A 17,667-nucleotide genomic window follows, 5' to 3' on the forward strand; every position below is an offset into this window, starting at 1 on the left:
GCCCGCCCCCACCCCCCCCCCCACTACCAGCCCCACCCCCCCCACTTCTTCCCTCGCCTGCGGGGGGGGGGGGGCCCGCGCCCCCCCCCCCGCACGGCTCGCTCAGCCGGCGTCGTGGGGGGCGAAGTCGCCGCCCACGGAGCTCTGCCCGCCCTCGGAGCGGCCCGAGACCGCGTAGCTGTCGTTGCGGGCGTCCCGGCCGCCGCGGTCGTGGTCGTACTGCCCGGCGAACACCCACTCGCCCTCGGCGACCGTGCGGCCCTCCTTGAGCACCCAGGTGTACACGAGGAAGCCGTCGCGCTCGACGACGCTGAAGACGAAGTCGTCCTCGGGCAGCGAACGCCAGGCCCCCGCCCGTGAGACGCCGCCGGTCTGCGCCACCTTCAGCTGCACCGTCAGGTGCGTGAGCCGCTCCGACGTCTTGAGGGTGACGTTGCTCTGCGCCCAGAAATCGTTGCTGTGCGGGTCGACCGAGCCGTCCGACCACAGCGGGCCGTCCCGGTCGTCGTCGATCGCCGGCAGCATCGTGACCGTCGGCGTGGGAGGCGTCGCGCGGGCGCTCTTCGACGGCGGGACGTGCGGCTTCACCGAAGGGGACGCGCCGCCGCCCGAACTCGGCGTGGCCCTCGGCGAGGCGAGCGGACGGCTCGTGGCCTCCGGGGACTCGACGGGCGGCGAGGAGACCGAGACCGTCTGCTGCTGCGCTGGAGTGTCGCCCTTCACGGCGGACGCCACCGCGTAACCGCCGACCGCGAGCATGCCCGCGACCGCGGCCGTGGCCCCCGCGATCCGGGTCCAGCCCCACAGCGGCGGCCGGGTCGCCCGGTGGTCGGACCGCTGCCGCCCGGGCCCCGCCATGCCCCGCTCGACCCGGGCCAGGATCCGCGCCCGGTCGGGCTCGTGCGCCTCGGCCGCCTCGTGCAGCCGGGCGCGCAGCTCGTCGTGCACGTCCCGCTGCATCGTCATCGGTCCCTTCCCGAGGCCGAGGCCTCACCGGTGCGCACCATGGCGGGCACCTTGAGCGGAGCTCCCTTGGCGCCGAGCAGTTTCTTCAGCTCGGCCATTCCCTTCGAGGTCTGGCTCTTCACCGTACCGACCGAGACGCCCAGGGCGAGCGCCGTGTCCTTCTCCGAGAGGTCGAAGGCGTGCCGCAGCACCACACAGGCCCGTTTGCGGAACGGGAGTCTACGCAGCGCCGACCGGACGTCCACGACGCCGGCGACGTCCGGGTTCTCCGTCTTCTCCTCGCGCTGCGACCAGAACAGCGCGATCCTGCGGCGCTCGCGCACGGCGCTGCGGATGCGGGTGCGGGCGAGGTTGGCGACGACGCCGCGGGCGTAGGCCACCGGGTGGTCGGCCGCCCGCACCCGGTCCCAGCGGTTCCACAGCGCGAGGAACGCGTCCGCGGCCAGGTCGTCGGCGGCGTCGGCCTCACCGGTCAGCAGGTGGGCGAGGCGCGCCAGTTCGGCGTAGTGGCGGTCGAAGAAGGCGTGGAACTCCACCGAGGCGGCGTCGTCGACGACTGTGCCCACGGGTGACCTCTTCTCGGTGCGGCTGGTGCGGATCGGGGCGCTCGGCGGGGTGCGCCTGTGCGCGTTGTGTGCATGACATGGGTATGCCCCGAGGGGGCGGTCGGGACGAGACCGGGAAGCGTAGCAGTGGTCCATGGGCCGTTCTGGTACGGGGGTTCGAACATGATGTGGCAGACCGAACGTCTTCGGAACCCGATTCCGTAACACGGCGAAAACCTGAGGGCGGTTCGACGAGGGAACAATCCAGCCAGCATCCGCGCACCGATCATTCAGGCCCCGAGGAGTACCAGCCATGTCCGAGACGAGGAAGACGGCCGGCCGGCCGGACGTCGCGCCACCCGCGGCAAACAGCGTCGACCGGTTCTTCAGGATCTCCGAGCGGGGATCCACCGTCGGCCGCGAGATACGCGGCGGCTTCGCCACGTTCTTCACGATGGCCTACATCCTTGTCCTGAATCCCATCATCCTGGGCAGCGCCAAGGACAAGTTCGGGCACCAGCTCGACACCGTCCAACTCACCACCGCCACCGCCCTGGTGGCCGCGGTGATGACGATCGTCATGGGCGTCGGCGGCAATCTGCCCCTCGCGCTCGCCGCCGGGCTGGGCCTCAACGCCGTGGTGGCCTTCCAGATCGCCCCGCTGATGAGCTGGGACGACGCGATGGGACTCATCGTGCTGGAGGGCCTGCTGATCTGCGTCCTGGTGGTGACCGGGCTGCGCGAGGCCGTGATGCACGCCATCCCGCAGTCGTTGAAGCAGGCGATCAGCGTCGGCATCGGTCTGTTCATCGCCTTCATCGGCTTCGTCGACGCCGGTTTCGTCAGCCGGATCCCCGACGCCGCGAACACCACCGTCCCCGTGCAGCTCGGCGCGACCGGCACGCTCGGCGGTTGGCCGACGCTGGTCTTCTGCCTCGGCGTGCTGCTGACCGTCGGGCTGCTCGCCCGCCGGGTCAAGGGCGCCATCCTGATCAGCATCGTCACGATGACGGTCCTCGCGATCGTCATCGACGCGATCGCCGACATCAAGTCCTGGGGCCTGACCACGCCGTCGTGGCCCGAGAGCGTCGTCGGCTCACCCGACTTCGGGCTGATCGGTCACTTCAGCCTGTTCGGCGCGTTCGGTGAGACCGGCGTCGTCACGGTCGTGCTGCTGATCTTCACCCTGATCCTGTCCGACTTCTTCGACACCATGGGCACCGTCGTCGGCATCAGCGCCGAGGCCGGACTGCTGGACGACAAGGGCGACGTCCCCCGCCTCGGCCGGGTCCTGCTCATCGACGGCGCGGCGGCGGTCGCCGGCGGCGCGGCCTCGGCGTCCTCCGCCACCTCCTACATCGAGTCGGCGGCCGGCGTCGGCGAGGGGGCGCGCACCGGGTTCTCCAACCTGGTGACCGGCGGTCTGTTCGCCCTGGCCCTGTTCCTGACCCCGGTCCTGACCATCGTCCCGCTCCAGGCGGCCGCCCCGGCCCTGGTCGCCGTCGGCTTCCTGATGATGACCCAGGTCAAGGGCATCGACTGGGAGCGGTACGAGATCGCCGTCCCGGCCTTCCTCACCATCGCCGTGATGCCCTTCACGTACTCGATCACCAACGGCATCGGCGCGGGCTTCGTCTCCTACGTCGTCATCAAGACGGTGCTCGGCAGGGCGAAGGACGTCCACTGGCTGCTCTGGGGAGCCTCGGCGCTGTTCCTGGTGTACTTCGCGATCGACCCGGTCGAGCAGCTCCTCGGGGTGAGGTGATCCGTCCGACGGGCTGCCCGTGCCGGACTACTTCCTGAGCGCCGCCTCCATCATCGCCTTGGCGACGGGGGCGGCCAGCCCGTTTCCGCTGACCTCGGAACGCGCCGCGTCGGACTGCTCGACCACGACCGCCACGGCGACCTCCTCGTCCGAGGAGTCGGACTTCCCGTACGACGTGAACCAGGCGTAGGGGGCCTTGCTGTTGTTCTCGCCGTTCTGCGCCGTGCCCGTCTTGCCGCCGACGGTGACGCCGTCGATGAGCGCGTTCGTGCCCGTGCCCTTCTCGACGACCGTCCGCATCGCCGACTGCAGTTGCCCGGCGGTGGAGGCGCTGACGACCTGGACGCCCGACGCGTCGTCGTAGTCCTGAAGGACGTTGCCGCCGCCGTCGGTGATCTGGGAGACCATGTGCGGCGAGACGAGCTTGCCGCCGTTGGCTATCGCGGCCGACACCATGGCCATCTGCAGCGGGGTCGCCGTCACGTCGAACTGGCCGATGCCGGTCAGCGCGGTGGACGACTCGTCCATGCCGGACGGGTACACGCTCGGGTAGGCCCGCACCGGCACGTCCAGGCTGTCGTCGTCGAAGCCGAACCTGTCGGCCATCGCCTTGAGCTTGTCCTGCCCGAGCTGGACCGCCATGTGCGCGAACACGTTGTTGCAGGAGTACTGCAGCGCGACCCGGATCGTGGCGTCCGCACAGGGCGCCGAGGCGTTCTCGTTCCTCAGGGGCGTCCGGGTGCCCGGCAGCGTGTACGGGTTCTCGCTGTCGGTCTTCACGTCCACCGACTCGTACAGCCCGTCCTCCAGCGCGGCCGCCGCCACCACCAGCTTGAACGTCGAGCCGGGGGCCAGCGGCTGCCGCAGCGCCCGGTTGACGAGCGGCTTGTCGGAGTCCGCGTTGAGCTTCTTCCAGGCCGAGCCGGCGGTGTTGGCGTCGGTCAGCGACGAGGGGTCGTACGACGGCGTCGACACGACCGCGAGGATCTGCCCGGTCTTCGGATCGATCGCGACGGCCGCGCCCTTCTTGCCGCCGAGCGCGTCGTACGCCGCCTTCTGCACCCGGGGATCGATGGTCGTGATCACGTCACCCGGGTCGGCCCGCTGGTTCGTGACCGTGTCCAGCACGGTCTTCAGGCGGGGGTCCGTGCCGTTGAGGAGGTCGGCGTAGACGCCCTCCAGCTGGGTCGGCGCATAGGCCTGCGAGGCGTAGCCCGTGACCGCCGCGTACAGCTCGCCGTCCGTGTACGTGCGCTGGTATCTGAGGTCGCCGCCCGAGGTGGCCGCCGAACCGGTGATCGCCTTTCCGCCCACGACGATGTTCCCGAGCGGCCCCGCGTACGTCTCGATCGCCTTGCGCCGGTTGCTCTGGTCGTCCGCGAGCGCGCGGCCCTCGTAGAACTGCACCCAGGTCGCCCGCAGCAGCAGGGCGAACACCAGCAGCAGCGCGAAGACGGAGGCGCGTCTGATCGTCTTGTTCATGGCGATCAGAAGACGAACGGGACGGAACCGATCGTTCCCGCCCGCCGGGAATTCTCACCGTCCGTTCATGTGAGGCCGGGTCAGGTCTCCAGCCGCAGCACGATCTCCTCGGTCTCCCGGCCGCGCGCGTGGGCGAACCCGACGGCCCGGGCGGTGGCCCGGAACCCGCACTTCTCCAGGACGCGCAGCGAACCTGCGTTGTCGGCCGCCGCCCGGGCGAACAGCGGCCGCTCCCGGACCTCGGCCAGCAGTGCCGACAACGCCGCGGTGGCGATGCCCCGCCCCCAGTACGCCCGGTCCACCCAGTACGTGATCTCCCGCTCGCCCGGCAGCCCGTAGACGGCCGCGCTGCCGACCACGTCCCCGTCGGCCAGGATCGTGCGCAGCACGTCGGACGAGGCGCGGATCCTCGACCAGTGGGCGTCGAAGGCGTCCCGGTCGGCCGGGTCCTTCGGGGTGAAGGCGGCCATCACGAGGGACTCGGGGTCGTTCAGCTGCCGGAAGAACACCGGCAGATCGCTGTCGTGGACCCGGCGCAGAGCGATCACCATGCTCCGAAGCCTACGTGTCCGCCCCGCGCCCCCGGCCTCACAGCCGCCGGGTCGCCAGCGTGAGCCGGTCGCGCGCGTCGAACAGGGCGTCCTTCACCATCTGCTCGTGTGCGGGCGTGAGTCTGGCCACCGGCACCGAGCAGCTGATCGCGTCCCTGGCCGGCGTGCGGTACGGGATCGCGACGCCGAAGCAGCGCAGGCCCAGCGTGTTCTCCTCGCGGTCCACCGAGAAGCCCTGCTCGCGGATCTGGTGCAGTTCCTCGATGAGCTTCTCGCGGTCCGTGATGGTGTGCTCCGTCAGCGCGGGCAGCGACTCCGGCAGCATCTTGCGGACCTGCTCGTCGGAGTAGGTGCTCAGCAGCGCCTTGCCGAGGGACGTGGAGTGCGCGGGCAGCCGGCGTCCGACCCGGGTGAAGGGCCGCAGGTAGTGCTGCGACTGGCGGGTGGCGAGGTAGACGACGTTGGTGCCGTCCAGCCGGGCCAGGTGGATCGTCTCGGTGGTGTCGTCCGAGAGCCGGTCCAGGGTCGGACGGGCGGCCGCTACCACCTCGTCGCCGTCGATGTAGGAGGTGCCGACGAGCAGCGCCCGCACGCCGATGCCGTACCGCGTGCCCGTCGCGTCCGTCTCCACCCAGCCCAGCTCCACCAGCGTGCGCAGCAGCATGTAGAGGCTGGACTTGGGGTACCCGACGGCCTCCTGGACCGACGCGAGGGAGTGCATTCCGGGGCGGCCGGCGAAGTATTCCAGCAGTTCAACCGTCCGCACCGCGGACTTGACCTGCGCTCCGCCCCCCGTCTCGCCAGCCGACATCGCCCTTGACCCCTTCGTTCGACGGGAAATACGCTCCGACAGCATATTCATCATCAGAGACAGCGTTCAGCATATCGAACGACCCTGGTGAATGAGCCAGTACCAAATGTGGAGGGACCCGCGGTGGCAGCAGCACCAGTCTGGAGTGTCGACCCCCGAACCGGGAAGCAGCGTGAACAGGTCGCGGTGGAGGCCACGGCCCAGGAGGTCGACGCCGTCGTCCGAGCCGCCCATGCAGCGCGCGGCTCACTCGCGGACCGTACCGTCCGCGCCGCCTTCCTGCGCTCCGCCGCCGACCGCCTCCAGGCGGCCAGGGAGACGCTCGTCGAGGTGGCCGACGCGGAGACCGCGCTCGGCCCGGTCCGGCTGAACGGCGAGCTGGCCCGCACCTGCTACCAGCTGCGCGCGTTCGCCGACATCGTCGACGAGGGCGCCTTCCTCGACATCGTCGTCAACCACCCCGACGACACCGCGACGCCGCCCATCCCCGACCTGCGCCGTTACAAGGTGCCGCTCGGCGTGGTGGCCGTGTACTCGGCGTCGAACTTCCCCTTCGCCTTCTCGGTGGCGGGCGGCGACACCGCGAGCGCGCTGGCGGCCGGCAACCCGGTCGTCGTCAAGTCCCACCCCGACCATCCGGGCCTGTCCGAGCTGGTCGCCAAGGTGGTGCGCAACGCCGCCGCCGAACACGGCATCCCCGCGGACGTGCTGGGTCTGGTCCACGGCTTCGAGGCCGGCGTCGAGCTGATCAAGCACCCGCTGGTCGCCGCGGCCGGGTTCACCGGCTCGATCCGCGGCGGACGGGCCCTGTTCGACGCGGCGGCGGCCCGGCCGACGCCGATCCCCTTCCACGGTGAGCTGGGCTCGCTCAACCCCGTCGTGGTGACCGAGGCCGCGGCCGCCGAGCGCGCCGAGGCCATCGGGACCGGCCTCGCCGGTTCGATGACGCTGGGCGTCGGCCAGTTCTGCGTCAAGCCCGGCCTGGTGCTGGTGCCCTCCGGCGCGGCCGGCGACGGACTGGTCAAGTCCCTGACGGACGCGGTGAGCGACACCGACGCGGGCGTGCTGCTCGACCACCGGATGCGGGACAACTTCATCGCCGGGGTCGCCGAGCGCGCGGAGCTGGCCGACGTGGAGTCGCCGGTGACGCCCGGCGCGGGCGGCGAGCACACCGTCAGCGCGGGCTTCCTGACCGTGCCCGCGGCCCGGCTCGCCGCCGAGGGCGAGCACGACCTGCTCCTGGAGGAGTGCTTCGGACCGGTCACCGTCGTGGCCCGTTACGAGGACGAGGGCGAGGTCAGGGCCGTGCTGTCGCGGCTGCCGGGCAACCTCACGGCGACCGTCCAGCTGTCCGAGGGCGAGGCGGCCGGAGAGGGACGCGGCGGGGAGATCCTCGCCGAGCTGACGCCGCTCGCCGGGCGGGTGCTGGTGAACGGCTGGCCCACGGGCGTCGCCGTCGCACCGGCTCAGCACCACGGCGGGCCCTACCCGGCCACGACGTCGACCTCCACCTCGGTGGGCGGCACGGCGATCGAGCGCTGGCTGCGGCCCGTCGCCTACCAGAACACGCCCGCCGCGCTGCTGCCGGTGGAGCTCCGGGACGAGAACGAGCTGGGGCTTCCCCGGCGGTTCAACGGCCGTCTGGAGCGGTAGCGCGCAGCGCCCCCGCGCCGCCGGCCCACCCCCGACAATCAGGTCATGGACGTCTCGCTTCCCGAACTGCCCTTCCCTTTGCGCACCTACGGTCCCGACGGGCACTGGTCCCACGAGGACGGGGTGCTCACCGGGTGGGCCGGGGCCCGGCAGGACCGGTTCGTGCCGCCCACCGGGCACGGGGTGGAACCGGCCTCGGACGCCCCCCGGCTGCTGGGGGCGCCCAAGGGCGACTTCCAGCTGATCGCACGGGTCACCGTGGGGTTCACCTGGGCGTTCGACGCGGGGGCGCTGTACGTCCAGGTCGGCGAGCGGGCCTGGGCCAAGCTGTGTCTGGAGTACTCCCCGGACGTGGCCACCGTCTGCACGGTGGTCACCCGGGGGCACTCCGACGACGCCGACTCCTTCACCGTCGAGGGGAGTTCCGTCTGGCTCCGGGTGAGCCGGACGGGCCGCGCCTTCGCCTTCCACGCCTCCCGGGACGGTCGGCGCTGGACCTTCGTCCGGCTGTTCACGCTGGGCGAGGAGAAGGAGACCGGCGCGGCCCTGGTCGGCTTCATGACCCAGTCGCCGATGGGGGAGGGGTGCGTCGTGACCTACGACCACCTGGAGTTCAGGCCCGACTGGCCGGACGACCTGAGGGACGGACGCTAGGTCCACTCCAGCCGGTGCGGCTCCGCGATGAGCTTCCTCTCGTACTCGCTGGGGGCCGGGTCACCGAGCGCGGCGTGGTCCACGGCGCCGATGCCGTAGTGGTGGCGGTGGAGGCCGTCCACGAGGCGATGAGGTGGAGGGAACACCGGAGCCCGTCCACCTGCAGAAAGCCGGCCGCTGGACCGGCCGTCATCCGTCAAGGAGACGAGCTGCTTACCTCGAAGCGGTGACAATCGCTCTCCTGCGGTCTATCGGTTCGCCCGGTTTCCTCGCCCCGTCCGCACACGCTCCGGTCGACCGGAACCGGCCGGAACCGGGGACACCGTCGGCACGTCCTCCCCTGCATGATCGGAGAACGCGTCACGGGGTGCCGGGTGATCCGCACCGCCGTCCCCGCCGAGACCGAGAGCGTGGCGGCGCTGCACGCGCGCGCCCGGGCGACGTACTACCCCGACGGGATCCCGCAGGACGGCGTCGACTGGCTCGCCGCCTGGCGTGCGGCCATCGAGCGGCCCGACGGCCAGGTGCTGTGCGTCGTCGAGCGGGGGCGCGTCGTGGGGCTCGCCTCCTTCCGCACGCCGGAGGGCGCGCCCGCGCACACGGTCAAGCTGTTCCAGTTCCACGTCGACCCGGGCCACTGGCGCACGGGGATCGGCACGGCCCTGCACGCGGCCTGTGTCGAGCAGTGGCGGGCGGACGGCCGGCGCACGGCCGTGCTCGACGTGCACGTCGACAACCGGCGGGCCCAGGCGTTCTACGCACGCCAGGGCTGGTGTCCGGACCGGGGTGACCCGCCCGCCGAAGGCGACCACCACCTGTGGCTGAGGTACTCGGTGCCCGGGGAATGAAACCGGCTGCTTGAAGGTTCATCCACTTGTGCGGAGGGCGTCTCCGCGTCACCGGTACGACCTGGAGAGAGCCGAGACATGCGCGTCGAGATCTGGAGCGACATCGCCTGCCCCTGGTGCTACGTGGGCAAGGCCCGCTTCGAGAAGGCGCTGGAGGCCTTCCCGCACCGCGACCAGGTCGAGGTCGTGCACCGTTCCTTCGAACTGGACCCGGGCCGCGCCAAGGGCGACGTCCAGCCCGTGCTGGCGATGCTGACCGAGAAGTACGGGATGAGCCAGGCGCAGGCGCAGGCCGGCGAGGAGAACCTCGGCGCGCAGGCCGCCGCCGAGGGCCTCGACTACCGCACCCGCGACCGTGACCACGGCAACACCTTCGACCTGCACCGGCTGCTGCACTTCGCCAAGGAGCAGGGCCGCCAGGACGAGCTCGTTGAGATCCTGTACCGGGCGAACTTCGCCGAGGAGCGCTCCCTGTTCGCCGAGGGCGACGAGCGCGTCGTGGAGCTCGCGGCCGAGGCGGGACTGGACGCCGACGCCGCCCGGAAGATCCTCGCCGACCCGACCGCGTACGCCGACGAGGTCCGCGCCGACGAGCGCGAGGCCGCCGAGCTCGGGGCGAACGGCGTACCCTTCTTCGTCCTGGACCGCGCCTACGGCGTCTCCGGCGCCCAGCCGGCCGAGGTCTTCGCACAGGCCCTCACCCGGGCCTGGGGCGACCGCTCGCCGCTGCAGCTGATCGACGACGGCGGCGCGCAGGCCTGCGGCCCGCAAGGGTGCGAGGTCCCGCAGGCGTGACCCGCCGGCCGCGGCGCAGGCTCACCGGGCCCGGCGGTGAATTCCCAGGTCAGAGCCGATCTATAAGCGTTGCTTAGGAACATCACGCAGAAATCGGCAATGGACGGGGGGTTCCGCGGGGCCCACAGTGGGAGGCATGGACACCTTCGAGAGCCTCGTCCGCGCCGAGTTCACCCCGAAGACCACCTTTCTGAACACCGCGAGCAACGGCCTGCTGCCCGCCCGCGCCGTCGCCGCCCTGCACGAGGCCGCGCTGCTGCGGGCCGAGGGCCGGCCGCTGACCTCGCTGTACGAGGACGTGGAGGCCTGCCGGGCCGCGTACGCGCGGCTGGCCGGCGTCCCGGTCGTCCGGGTCGCCCTGGGGGCCTCGGTCGCCGCGCACACCGGCGTGATCGCCGCCTCGCTCCCCGCGGGCGCGGAGGTGCTGACCGCCGAGGGCGACTTCACCTCCGTGCTCAACCCGTTCCATGTCCGCGGCGACCTGAAGGTCCGCGCCGTCCCGCTGGAGCGGATCGCCGAGTCCGTCCGCCCCGGCACCGCGCTGGTCGCCGTCAGCGCCGCCCAGTCCGCCGACGGACGGATCGCCGACCTGCCGGCGCTGCGCGAGGCCGCCCGGGCGCACGGCGCCCGCACCTACGTCGACTTCTCGCAGGCCGCGGGCTGGCTGCCCATCGACGCCGGCGCCCACGACTTCTCCGCCGCGGTCTCCTTCAAGTGGCTGCTCGGCCCGCACGGCGCGGCCTTCCTCGTCGTCCCCGAGGACTTCGGCGGTCTGTCGCCGATGCTCGCGGGATGGGTCGCCGGCGAGGAGCCCTGGGACAGCTGTTACGGCCCGGTGGCCGAACTCGCCCACTCGGCACGGCGGTTCGACCTGTCGCACGCCCTCTTCACCTATGTCGGACTGCGGCGCTCGCTCGAACTGGTCGAGGAACTGGGCGTGGCGGCGATCGGCGCCCACGACCGGTCCCTCGCCGACCGCTTCCGCGCCGGACTCGCCGAGCTCGGCCGCGAGGCCCTCCCCGCGCCCGGCTCCGCGATCGTCTCCGTGCCCGGACTCGGCTCCCGCCAGGGCGAGTTGGCCGCCGCCGGCGTCCAGGTCTCGGACCGCTCCGGCAATCTGCGCGCCGCCTTCCATCTGTACAACACGCCCGCCGACGTAGACCGGCTGCTGGACGTCCTGTCGGGCTGACGCTCTCGAAGACCGGTGACCCGACGGGGCCCGTGGCGTCCTCCCCGGCCGGGGAGCACGCCACGGGCCCCGTCGCCGTCGCTCCGGCGGGACGCGCGCAGGCGCGCGGTCACCTCACGGGGGTGAAGTCCCGGGCGCCGATGAACTCCGGGCGGCGGACCGGTGCGGCGAACGGCTCCACGGCCGTGTTCTCCACGCTGTTGAACACGATGAACACGTTGCTGCGCGGGAAGGGCGTGATGTTGTCGCCCGATCCGTGCATGGCGTTGCAGTCGAACCAGGTCGCCGAACCGGCCCGGCCCGTGAACAACTTGATGCCGTGGTCGCCGGCCATCGCGGTGAGCGCCTCGTCCGAGGGCGTGCCCGCGTCCTGCATCTGCAGCGACTTCTTGTAGTTGTCCTTCGGAGTGGCGCCGGCGCAGCCGAGGAACGTCCGGTGCGAACCCGGCATGATCATGAGGCCGCCGTTGGTGTCGAGGTTCTCGGTCAGCGCGATGGAGACGGACACCGTCCGCATGTTCGGCAGCCCGTCCTCGGCGTGCCAGGTCTCGAAGTCGGAGTGCCAGTAGAAGCCGCCGGCCCCGAAGCCCGGCTTGACGTTGATCCGCGACTGGTGGACGTAGACGTCCGAGCCGAGGATCTGCCGGGCCCGTCCGACGACCCGCTCGTCGCGCACCAGGGCGGCGAAGACCGGGCTCAGCTTGTGCACCTCGAAGACGGACCGGATCTCCTTGGACCGCGGCTCGACGATCGACCGCTCGTCGGCCCGGATCTCCGGGTCCGCGACGAGCCTCTCCAGCTCCCGCCGGCAGACGGTGACCTCGTCGTCGCCGATCAACCGGTCGACGGCCAGGAAACCGTCGCGCTCGTACGCCTGGAGATCGGCGGCCGGGATCGGGCCGGGGGTGTCGGGGGAGCCCCAGACGACGGGGTCCTGACGGGGGACGGACACCTCGGCGGTGCCACGGGTGGGGTAGAGATCGGTCAGGGTGGTCACGATGCTCGCACCTCCTCGGGCTCGGTCAGCAGGGGGTAGACGCCGTTCTCGTCGTGGTCCTCCCGCCCGGTCACGGGCGGGTTGAACACGCAGAGGCAGCGGAAGTCCTCCTTGACGCGCAGCGTGTGCCGCTCGTGCCCGTCCAGGAGGTACATGGTGCCGGGCGTGATGGTGTGCGTCAGCCCGGTCTCGTGGTCGGTCAGCTCGGCCTCGCCCGCCACGCAGACGACGGCCTCGATGTGGTTGGCGTAGTGCATCGACGTCTCGGTGCCGGCGTACAGAATCGTTTCGTGCAGCGAGAATCCGACCCGTTCCCGGGCCAGGACGATGCGCTTGCTCTCCCAGGTGCCGGACGCCGCCCGCACATGGCGGTCGGTGCCTTCGATGTCCTTGAACGAACGGACGATCACGGTGCTGCGATCCCTCCTAGGTAGGTGAGGCGGGGACGGGGCGACGCGCGTCGAGGGCGTCGGAGGGTGTCAGAGGGTGTCAGAGGGTCTCCCGCACGGCGCGGGCGACGATGCTCAGGCCCTCGTCCAGTTCCTCGGGGGTGATGGTCAGGGCCGGCAGCAGTTTGACGACCTCGCTCTCCGGGCCGGACGTCTCGATCAGCAGCCCGAGTTCGAAGGCCCGCTTGGCGACCCGCCCCGCCCGCGCCTTCTCGTGGAACTCCAGGCCCCACACCAGACCGCGGCCGCGGTACTCCTTGACGTCGGCGAGGTTCTCCTCGGTGATCGAGATGAGCCCCTGTTCGACCTGCTCGCCGCGCGTGCGGGTCTGCTTCTCCATCGCCGACCCATCGGCCCAGTAGGTCTCCAGGGCCGCCGTCGCGGTGACGAACGCCGGGTTGTTGCCGCGGAACGTGCCGTTGTGCTCGCCCGGCTCCCACACGTCCAGCTCCGGCTTGAACAGGCACAGCGACATGGGCAGTCCGTAGCCGCTGATGGACTTGGACACGGTGACGATGTCCGGGACGATGCCGGCCTCCTCGAAGGAGAAGAAGGCCCCGGTGCGTCCGCACCCCATCTGGATGTCGTCCACGATCAGCAGCATGTCCTGCCGCTCGCACAGCTCCTTGAGCGCCCGCAGCCACTGCGGACGCGCGGCGTTGATGCCGCCCTCGCCCTGCACGGTCTCGACGATGACGGCCGCCGGCTTGTTGAGCCCGGACCCCTGGTCCTCCAGCAGCCGCTCGAACCACAGGAAGTCGGGGACCTGGCCGTCGAAGTAGTTGTCGAAGGGCATGGGCGTGCCGTGCACCAGCGGGACTCCGGCGCCGGCGCGCTTGAAGGCGTTGCCGGTGACCGCGAGCGAGCCGAGGGACATGCCGTGGAAGGCGTTGGTGAACGACACGATGGCCTCGCGCCCCTTCACCTTCCGCGCCAGCTTCAGCGCTGCCTCCACCGCGTTGGTGCCGGTCGGGCCCGGGAACATCACCTTGTAGGGGAGGTCGCGCGGGCGCAGCACCAGGTCCTGGAAGGTCTGCAGGAACGTCCGCTTGGCGACGGTCGACATGTCGAGCCCGTGCGTGACGCCGTCCCGCATCAGATAGTCGATCAGCGCCCGTTTCAGCACCGGGTTGTTGTGGCCGTAGTTCAAAGACCCGGCGCCGGCGAAGAAGTCGAGGTAGCGGCGACCGTCCTCGTCGTACATGACGCTGCCCTGGGCGCGGTCGAAGACGGCCGGCCAGCCGCGGCAGTAGCTGCGCACCTCGGACTCGACGGTCTCGAACACGCTGAGGTCGGGCTGGGTGATGGTCACGGCGAAAAGCTCCTGGGTGTGGGGGTCGGAAGGAAGGGCCGGGGAGAAGGGCCGGGGCGTGGGGGCGTCAGAAGGCGAGCGGGCCGATGCGGTACAGCACCTCGGGGTCGTGCGGGCCGTCGGGGAACATCGCGGTGTCGAACAGCACCTCACGGGTGACGGCGGCCCCGTGCCGCTCGGCGTACGAGGCGAACAGCCGCTCGGAGGCGGTGTTGCCCGGGGTGATCGTGGTCTCGACGGCGGTGAGCGGGCGCTCGGCGGCGAGGCGCGCGGTCAGGCCGTCCAGCAGCGCGCCGGCCAGACCGCGACCGCGGTGGGCGGCGTCGACCGCGACCTGCCACACCAGCAGGGTGTGCGGGTCCTCCGGCCGTGCGTAGCCGGTGACGAACCCGACCGGCTCCCCGCCCTCCGCCCGCGCCACCGCCGAGGTGGCGGCGAAGTCACGGCACCACAGCAGATAGCTGTAGGAGGAGTTCAGATCGAGGTTCCCGGATTCCTTGGCGATACGCCATAGCGCGGCTCCGTCCGCCACCGTCGGACGGTCTATACGCAGGTCTGCTTGTGTGGCGGTCATGCGGATCGAACTTACCCAGCGAAATTCAAAAACGCATGGAGAGGCCGTGGCGATTCCGTGATGCCGCAGAGACGCATGCGCCTTTCGTCCGCTTTCGCACCGGGCAAATCAGGCAAATCGCCCCTCTTGTGCAATGCGTCACGGGATCGTGATGCTCCGCAGAATTCCTGAGTTTAGGCATGGTGATTCCGGGCAGGAGAACTCGGGAACCTCATCCGCTCAAAAGCGACGGGGAAAGGAACGATAGGAAAAGGGAGAAGGGAGAGGTGAACGGCGAGAGGTGCCGAAGGTAATTCGGATATCGCCTCGGATTCATGCTCCGGTCACCCCGTCGATGCGCTCCCGGAGAAGGTCGGCGTGCCCGTTGTGGCGGGCGTACTCCTCGATCATGTGGACGAGCACCCAGCGCAGGCTGACCTCCCGACCCGCCATCGGCCCGTCGGGAACACGGCCGACGTCCTCGGCGGACCGACCGGCGATCAGCTCGCGCCCGCGCGCCACCTCCCGCCGCCAGACGGCCAGCGCCTCGTCCAGGCCTCGCCCGGCGTCGAGGACGTACCCGGTCTCCTCCTCGAACACCGGTGGCAGGTCCAGCCCGGCGAGCGCCCGCTGGAACCAGTTGCGCTCGACCTCGGCCAGATGCTGGACGAGGCCGAGCAGCGTCAGCTCGGACGGCTCCGCCGATGCCCGGCGCACCTGCCGTTCGTCCAGCCCCGCGCACTTCATCTCGAGCGTGGCCCGGTGGAAGGCGAGCCAGCTCTCCAGCATGGGGAGCTCGTCGCCGGTCATCAGGGGGACGGGGCGGCCGTCGGGGAGCGTCTGCGCTGTGGCGTCGGTCATCCGGGCAGCATGTCAGGGGGCACTGACAGCCGTCCCCGGGAACGCCGTGGGGCTCGGCGCCCCGATCCGAACGACAGACCCTGACGCCAGGCGTTCTCCGCGGGGGCCTAGCGCCAGGCGTTCTCCACGGCGCGCCGGGCGCCTTCCAGGTCCACGCCCGGCCCGTGGTCCGCCAGCGCCGCGCCCAGTGCCGCCAGGCAGCCCTGGACCGCGCCCACGGTCGCGTCGGGCCCGTAGTGGTTGACCCTGATCATCTCCTTGGCCAACGCACCCCCGCCCGCCGCCAGCGGCAGGGTCGCGTCGCCCGCCAGGGCCCGGGCCACCAGTTCCGAGGCCACCACCCCGGGGGGCGTCCGCAGCGTCGTGGCGACCGGCGCCGCGTCCGCCGCGTCGCGCACGTACGGCTCCAGGCCGCCGTCCAGCGCCACCGCGCCCGCCCGCGTCGCGGCCGCGGCGGACGCGTGCCGGGCCATCACGGTCGCCGGCCCCTCCGTCTCGATCCGCTCGACGCACGCCTCCAGCGCCAGCATCTCCAGTTGCGCCGGGGCGTGCAGCAGCGTCCTGCGGCCCCCGTCGATCCACCGCTCCTTCCAGTCCAGCAGCGACAGGTAGGAGCGGCGGGGCGCCCGTGGGTTGGCGGCCATCCGCGCCCACGCACGCTCGCTCACCGACACGGCCGACACGCCCGCGGGCCCGCCCATCGCCTTCTGCGCGCCGATCACGCACAGATCCACGCCCCACGCGTCCGGCAGCACCGGCTCGGCGCCGATCGAGGCGACGGCGTCCAGGTAGAACAGCGCCCCGTGCGCGCGCACCGCCTCGCCGATCTCCGCGACCGGGTTGGTGTTGCCGGTGGCGGCCTCCGCGTGCACCAGCGAGACGAAGTCGATCTCCGGGTGCTCGGCGAGGGCCTCGCGGACCTGCTCCGCCGTGACCGCGGTGTGGAAGGGGACCGCCAGGTCGATCACGGTCGCGCCGCAGTCCCGCAGCCAGTCGCCGAAGGTCTGCCCGTAGGGGCCGGTGATCACGTTCAGCGCGGTCGTGCCCGGGCCGGCCGTGCCGCGGATGGCGCCCTCCAGCGGCAGCAGCGCCTCGCCCTGCATGATCACGACGTCCTGCCGGGTGTCCAGCAGCCGCGCCACCCGGTCCTCGATCGAGGCGAAGTGCGCGGCGCTCAGCGGGGCGAGGTCCAGGAACGGGTGGGTCACGAGGGTGCTCTCTTCACTCACGGGGTAGAGGTGACGAGGGTAACCGGCGTCCGCCGCGCCCCTCCGACTGCCGACTTCTTAGGTCGAACGGCCCTGTGGCCATCGGTTTGATTTGAGACACCCAAACATCTCCTTATAATCGGAACCCATAGCTCCCTTACAGGAAGGCCCGCCGTGAACACCCTCCCCGGGCGCCGGATCCGCGTTCTGGCCGCCACCACCGCGACGGCCGGGCTGATGCTCGTGGCCGCCTGCACCTCCACCGACGACGGGGGCAGCGGCTCCAAGACCGCCGCCGGCGGGGTCGAGCTCGTCAAGGCGGGCCAGCTCACCACCTGCACCCACCTGCCCTACCCGCCCTTCCAGTCGGAGATCGACGGCAAGGTGCAGGGCTTCGACGTGTCCCTGATCGACCTCGTCGCGAAGGACCTGGGCGTCAAGCAGGTGATCACCGACACCCCGTTCGAGAACTTCAAGACCGGCGCCTTCCTCAACTCCGGCCAGTGCGACCTGGCCGCGGCCGGCATGACCATCACCGACGAGCGCAAGAAGAACGTCGACTTCTCCGACCCGTACTTCGACGCCACCCAGGCCGTCCTGGTCGACAAGGGCGCGGGCGTCGCCTCGCTCGCCGACGTGAAGTCCAAGGGCGTCAAGCTCGGCGCGCAGGCGCAGACCACCGGCGAGGACTACGCCAAGAAGCAGGGCTTCGACCCGGTCTCCTTCGAGTCCTCCGACGCCGTCCTCAACGGTCTGCGCACCGGCCAGGTCAAGGCCGTCATCATCGACTACCCCGTCGTCCAGGGCTGGCTCAAGGACAAGGCCAACGCCGGCGCCTTCAAGGTCGTCGACAACCTGAACACCGGCGAGCAGTACGGCTTCACGGTGAAGAAGGGCAACGCCAAGCTGGTCGCCGCGATCAACAAGGCGCTCGCGGACGCGAAGGCCGACGGCACGTACAAGAAGCTGTACGAGAAGTGGATCGGCCCGTACGACGCGTCGGCCGCCTCCCCCTCGGCCTCCTGACC

At 71.3% G+C, this 17,667-nt stretch carries 18 protein-coding genes and 1 pseudogene; 7 read left to right on the forward strand and 12 right to left on the reverse strand.

Features of this window, described 5'->3' with window-relative positions; translation table 11 throughout:
• Nucleotides 1–102 precede the first annotated feature (102 nt).
• Nucleotides 103–966 carry a hypothetical protein gene (locus ACFVYK_RS12145; RefSeq protein ID WP_389771982.1) on the reverse strand — a complete coding sequence of 288 codons (864 nt, stop codon included), beginning with the start codon at nucleotides 964–966 and terminating at the stop codon, nucleotides 103–105.
• Entirely contained in the window at nucleotides 963–1,532 is a 570-nt protein-coding gene (locus tag ACFVYK_RS12150) for a SigE family RNA polymerase sigma factor (RefSeq protein ID WP_389771985.1), read from the reverse strand. The genes ACFVYK_RS12145 and ACFVYK_RS12150 overlap by 4 nt, the downstream gene beginning before the upstream one ends.
• A gap of 292 nt (nucleotides 1,533–1,824) precedes the next feature.
• Between ACFVYK_RS12150 and ACFVYK_RS12155 the strand changes: the two genes are divergently transcribed.
• Complete coding sequence (locus ACFVYK_RS12155; protein WP_389771988.1) at nucleotides 1,825–3,276, forward strand: NCS2 family permease; 1,452 nt, start codon at nucleotides 1,825–1,827, stop codon at nucleotides 3,274–3,276.
• Nucleotides 3,277–3,303: 27 nt separating this feature from the next.
• Here ACFVYK_RS12155 and ACFVYK_RS12160 read toward each other — a convergent pair whose 3' ends face one another.
• From ACFVYK_RS12160 to ACFVYK_RS12170, 3 genes are all read right to left on the reverse strand, one after another.
• Nucleotides 3,304–4,758: a peptidoglycan D,D-transpeptidase FtsI family protein gene (locus tag ACFVYK_RS12160; RefSeq protein WP_389771991.1), complete on the reverse strand. Its 1,455-nt coding sequence runs from the start codon at nucleotides 4,756–4,758 to the stop codon at nucleotides 3,304–3,306.
• Between the two features lie 80 nt (nucleotides 4,759–4,838).
• Nucleotides 4,839–5,309: a GNAT family N-acetyltransferase gene (locus ACFVYK_RS12165; RefSeq protein WP_389771994.1), complete on the reverse strand. Its 471-nt coding sequence runs from the start codon at nucleotides 5,307–5,309 to the stop codon at nucleotides 4,839–4,841.
• Nucleotides 5,310–5,346: 37 nt separating this feature from the next.
• Nucleotides 5,347–6,120, reverse strand: a complete 774-nt coding sequence (locus ACFVYK_RS12170) for an IclR family transcriptional regulator (RefSeq protein WP_069771170.1) — start codon at nucleotides 6,118–6,120, stop codon at nucleotides 5,347–5,349.
• A gap of 123 nt (nucleotides 6,121–6,243) precedes the next feature.
• Between ACFVYK_RS12170 and ACFVYK_RS12175 the strand changes: the two genes are divergently transcribed.
• Entirely contained in the window at nucleotides 6,244–7,773 is a 1,530-nt protein-coding gene (locus ACFVYK_RS12175; RefSeq protein WP_389771998.1) for an aldehyde dehydrogenase (NADP(+)), read from the forward strand.
• A 45-nt stretch (nucleotides 7,774–7,818) separates the two neighbouring features.
• Complete coding sequence (locus ACFVYK_RS12180; RefSeq protein ID WP_389772001.1) at nucleotides 7,819–8,427, forward strand: DUF1349 domain-containing protein; 609 nt, start codon at nucleotides 7,819–7,821, stop codon at nucleotides 8,425–8,427.
• Between the two features lie 5 nt (nucleotides 8,428–8,432).
• On the opposite strand, the pseudogene ACFVYK_RS12185 reads toward ACFVYK_RS12180, so the two are convergent.
• Nucleotides 8,433–8,549 (reverse strand): annotated as a pseudogene (locus ACFVYK_RS12185) (SAM-dependent methyltransferase); the annotation flags it as partial.
• Between the two features lie 222 nt (nucleotides 8,550–8,771).
• Here ACFVYK_RS12185 and ACFVYK_RS12190 point away from each other — a divergent pair.
• From ACFVYK_RS12190 to ACFVYK_RS12200, 3 genes are all read left to right on the forward strand, one after another.
• The gene (locus ACFVYK_RS12190; RefSeq protein WP_389772004.1) at nucleotides 8,772–9,275 is read left to right on the forward strand and encodes a GNAT family N-acetyltransferase; all 504 of its coding nucleotides are present in this window, start codon (nucleotides 8,772–8,774) and stop codon (nucleotides 9,273–9,275) included.
• Nucleotides 9,276–9,353: 78 nt separating this feature from the next.
• Nucleotides 9,354–10,070 (forward strand): DsbA family oxidoreductase, encoded by a 717-nt coding sequence (locus ACFVYK_RS12195; RefSeq protein ID WP_389772007.1) that lies wholly within the window; start codon nucleotides 9,354–9,356, stop codon nucleotides 10,068–10,070.
• A 136-nt stretch (nucleotides 10,071–10,206) separates the two neighbouring features.
• Nucleotides 10,207–11,259, forward strand: a complete 1,053-nt coding sequence (locus ACFVYK_RS12200) for an aminotransferase class V-fold PLP-dependent enzyme (RefSeq protein ID WP_389772010.1) — start codon at nucleotides 10,207–10,209, stop codon at nucleotides 11,257–11,259.
• Between the two features lie 109 nt (nucleotides 11,260–11,368).
• Here ACFVYK_RS12200 and thpD read toward each other — a convergent pair whose 3' ends face one another.
• From thpD to ACFVYK_RS12230, 6 genes are all read right to left on the reverse strand, one after another.
• Entirely contained in the window at nucleotides 11,369–12,256 is an 888-nt protein-coding gene (thpD, locus tag ACFVYK_RS12205) for an ectoine hydroxylase (protein ID WP_389772013.1), read from the reverse strand.
• Nucleotides 12,253–12,666 carry an ectoine synthase gene (locus tag ACFVYK_RS12210; RefSeq protein WP_389772016.1) on the reverse strand — a complete coding sequence of 138 codons (414 nt, stop codon included), beginning with the start codon at nucleotides 12,664–12,666 and terminating at the stop codon, nucleotides 12,253–12,255. The genes thpD and ACFVYK_RS12210 overlap by 4 nt, the downstream gene beginning before the upstream one ends.
• Nucleotides 12,667–12,745: 79 nt before the next feature.
• Nucleotides 12,746–14,017 carry a diaminobutyrate--2-oxoglutarate transaminase gene (gene ectB, locus ACFVYK_RS12215; protein WP_389772018.1) on the reverse strand — a complete coding sequence of 424 codons (1,272 nt, stop codon included), beginning with the start codon at nucleotides 14,015–14,017 and terminating at the stop codon, nucleotides 12,746–12,748.
• A gap of 67 nt (nucleotides 14,018–14,084) precedes the next feature.
• Nucleotides 14,085–14,591, reverse strand: coding sequence for a diaminobutyrate acetyltransferase (ectA, locus tag ACFVYK_RS12220; RefSeq protein ID WP_389772021.1), 507 nt, complete (start codon nucleotides 14,589–14,591; stop codon nucleotides 14,085–14,087).
• 312 nt (nucleotides 14,592–14,903) lie between these two features.
• Nucleotides 14,904–15,431, reverse strand: a complete 528-nt coding sequence (locus ACFVYK_RS12225; protein ID WP_389772024.1) for a DinB family protein — start codon at nucleotides 15,429–15,431, stop codon at nucleotides 14,904–14,906.
• Nucleotides 15,432–15,538: 107 nt separating this feature from the next.
• On the reverse strand, nucleotides 15,539–16,639 hold the full coding sequence (locus ACFVYK_RS12230) for a pyridoxal-phosphate-dependent aminotransferase family protein (protein ID WP_389772103.1): 1,101 nt from the start codon (nucleotides 16,637–16,639) through the stop codon (nucleotides 15,539–15,541).
• Nucleotides 16,640–16,813: 174 nt separating this feature from the next.
• On the opposite strand from ACFVYK_RS12230, the gene ACFVYK_RS12235 reads away from it, so the two are divergent.
• Nucleotides 16,814–17,665: a transporter substrate-binding domain-containing protein gene (locus ACFVYK_RS12235; RefSeq protein ID WP_389772026.1), complete on the forward strand. Its 852-nt coding sequence runs from the start codon at nucleotides 16,814–16,816 to the stop codon at nucleotides 17,663–17,665.
• Nucleotides 17,666–17,667 lie beyond the last annotated feature (2 nt).

The sequence above is a fragment of the Streptomyces sp. NPDC058291 genome, from assembly GCF_042880855.1.
Classification (GTDB): domain Bacteria; phylum Actinomycetota; class Actinomycetes; order Streptomycetales; family Streptomycetaceae; genus Streptomyces.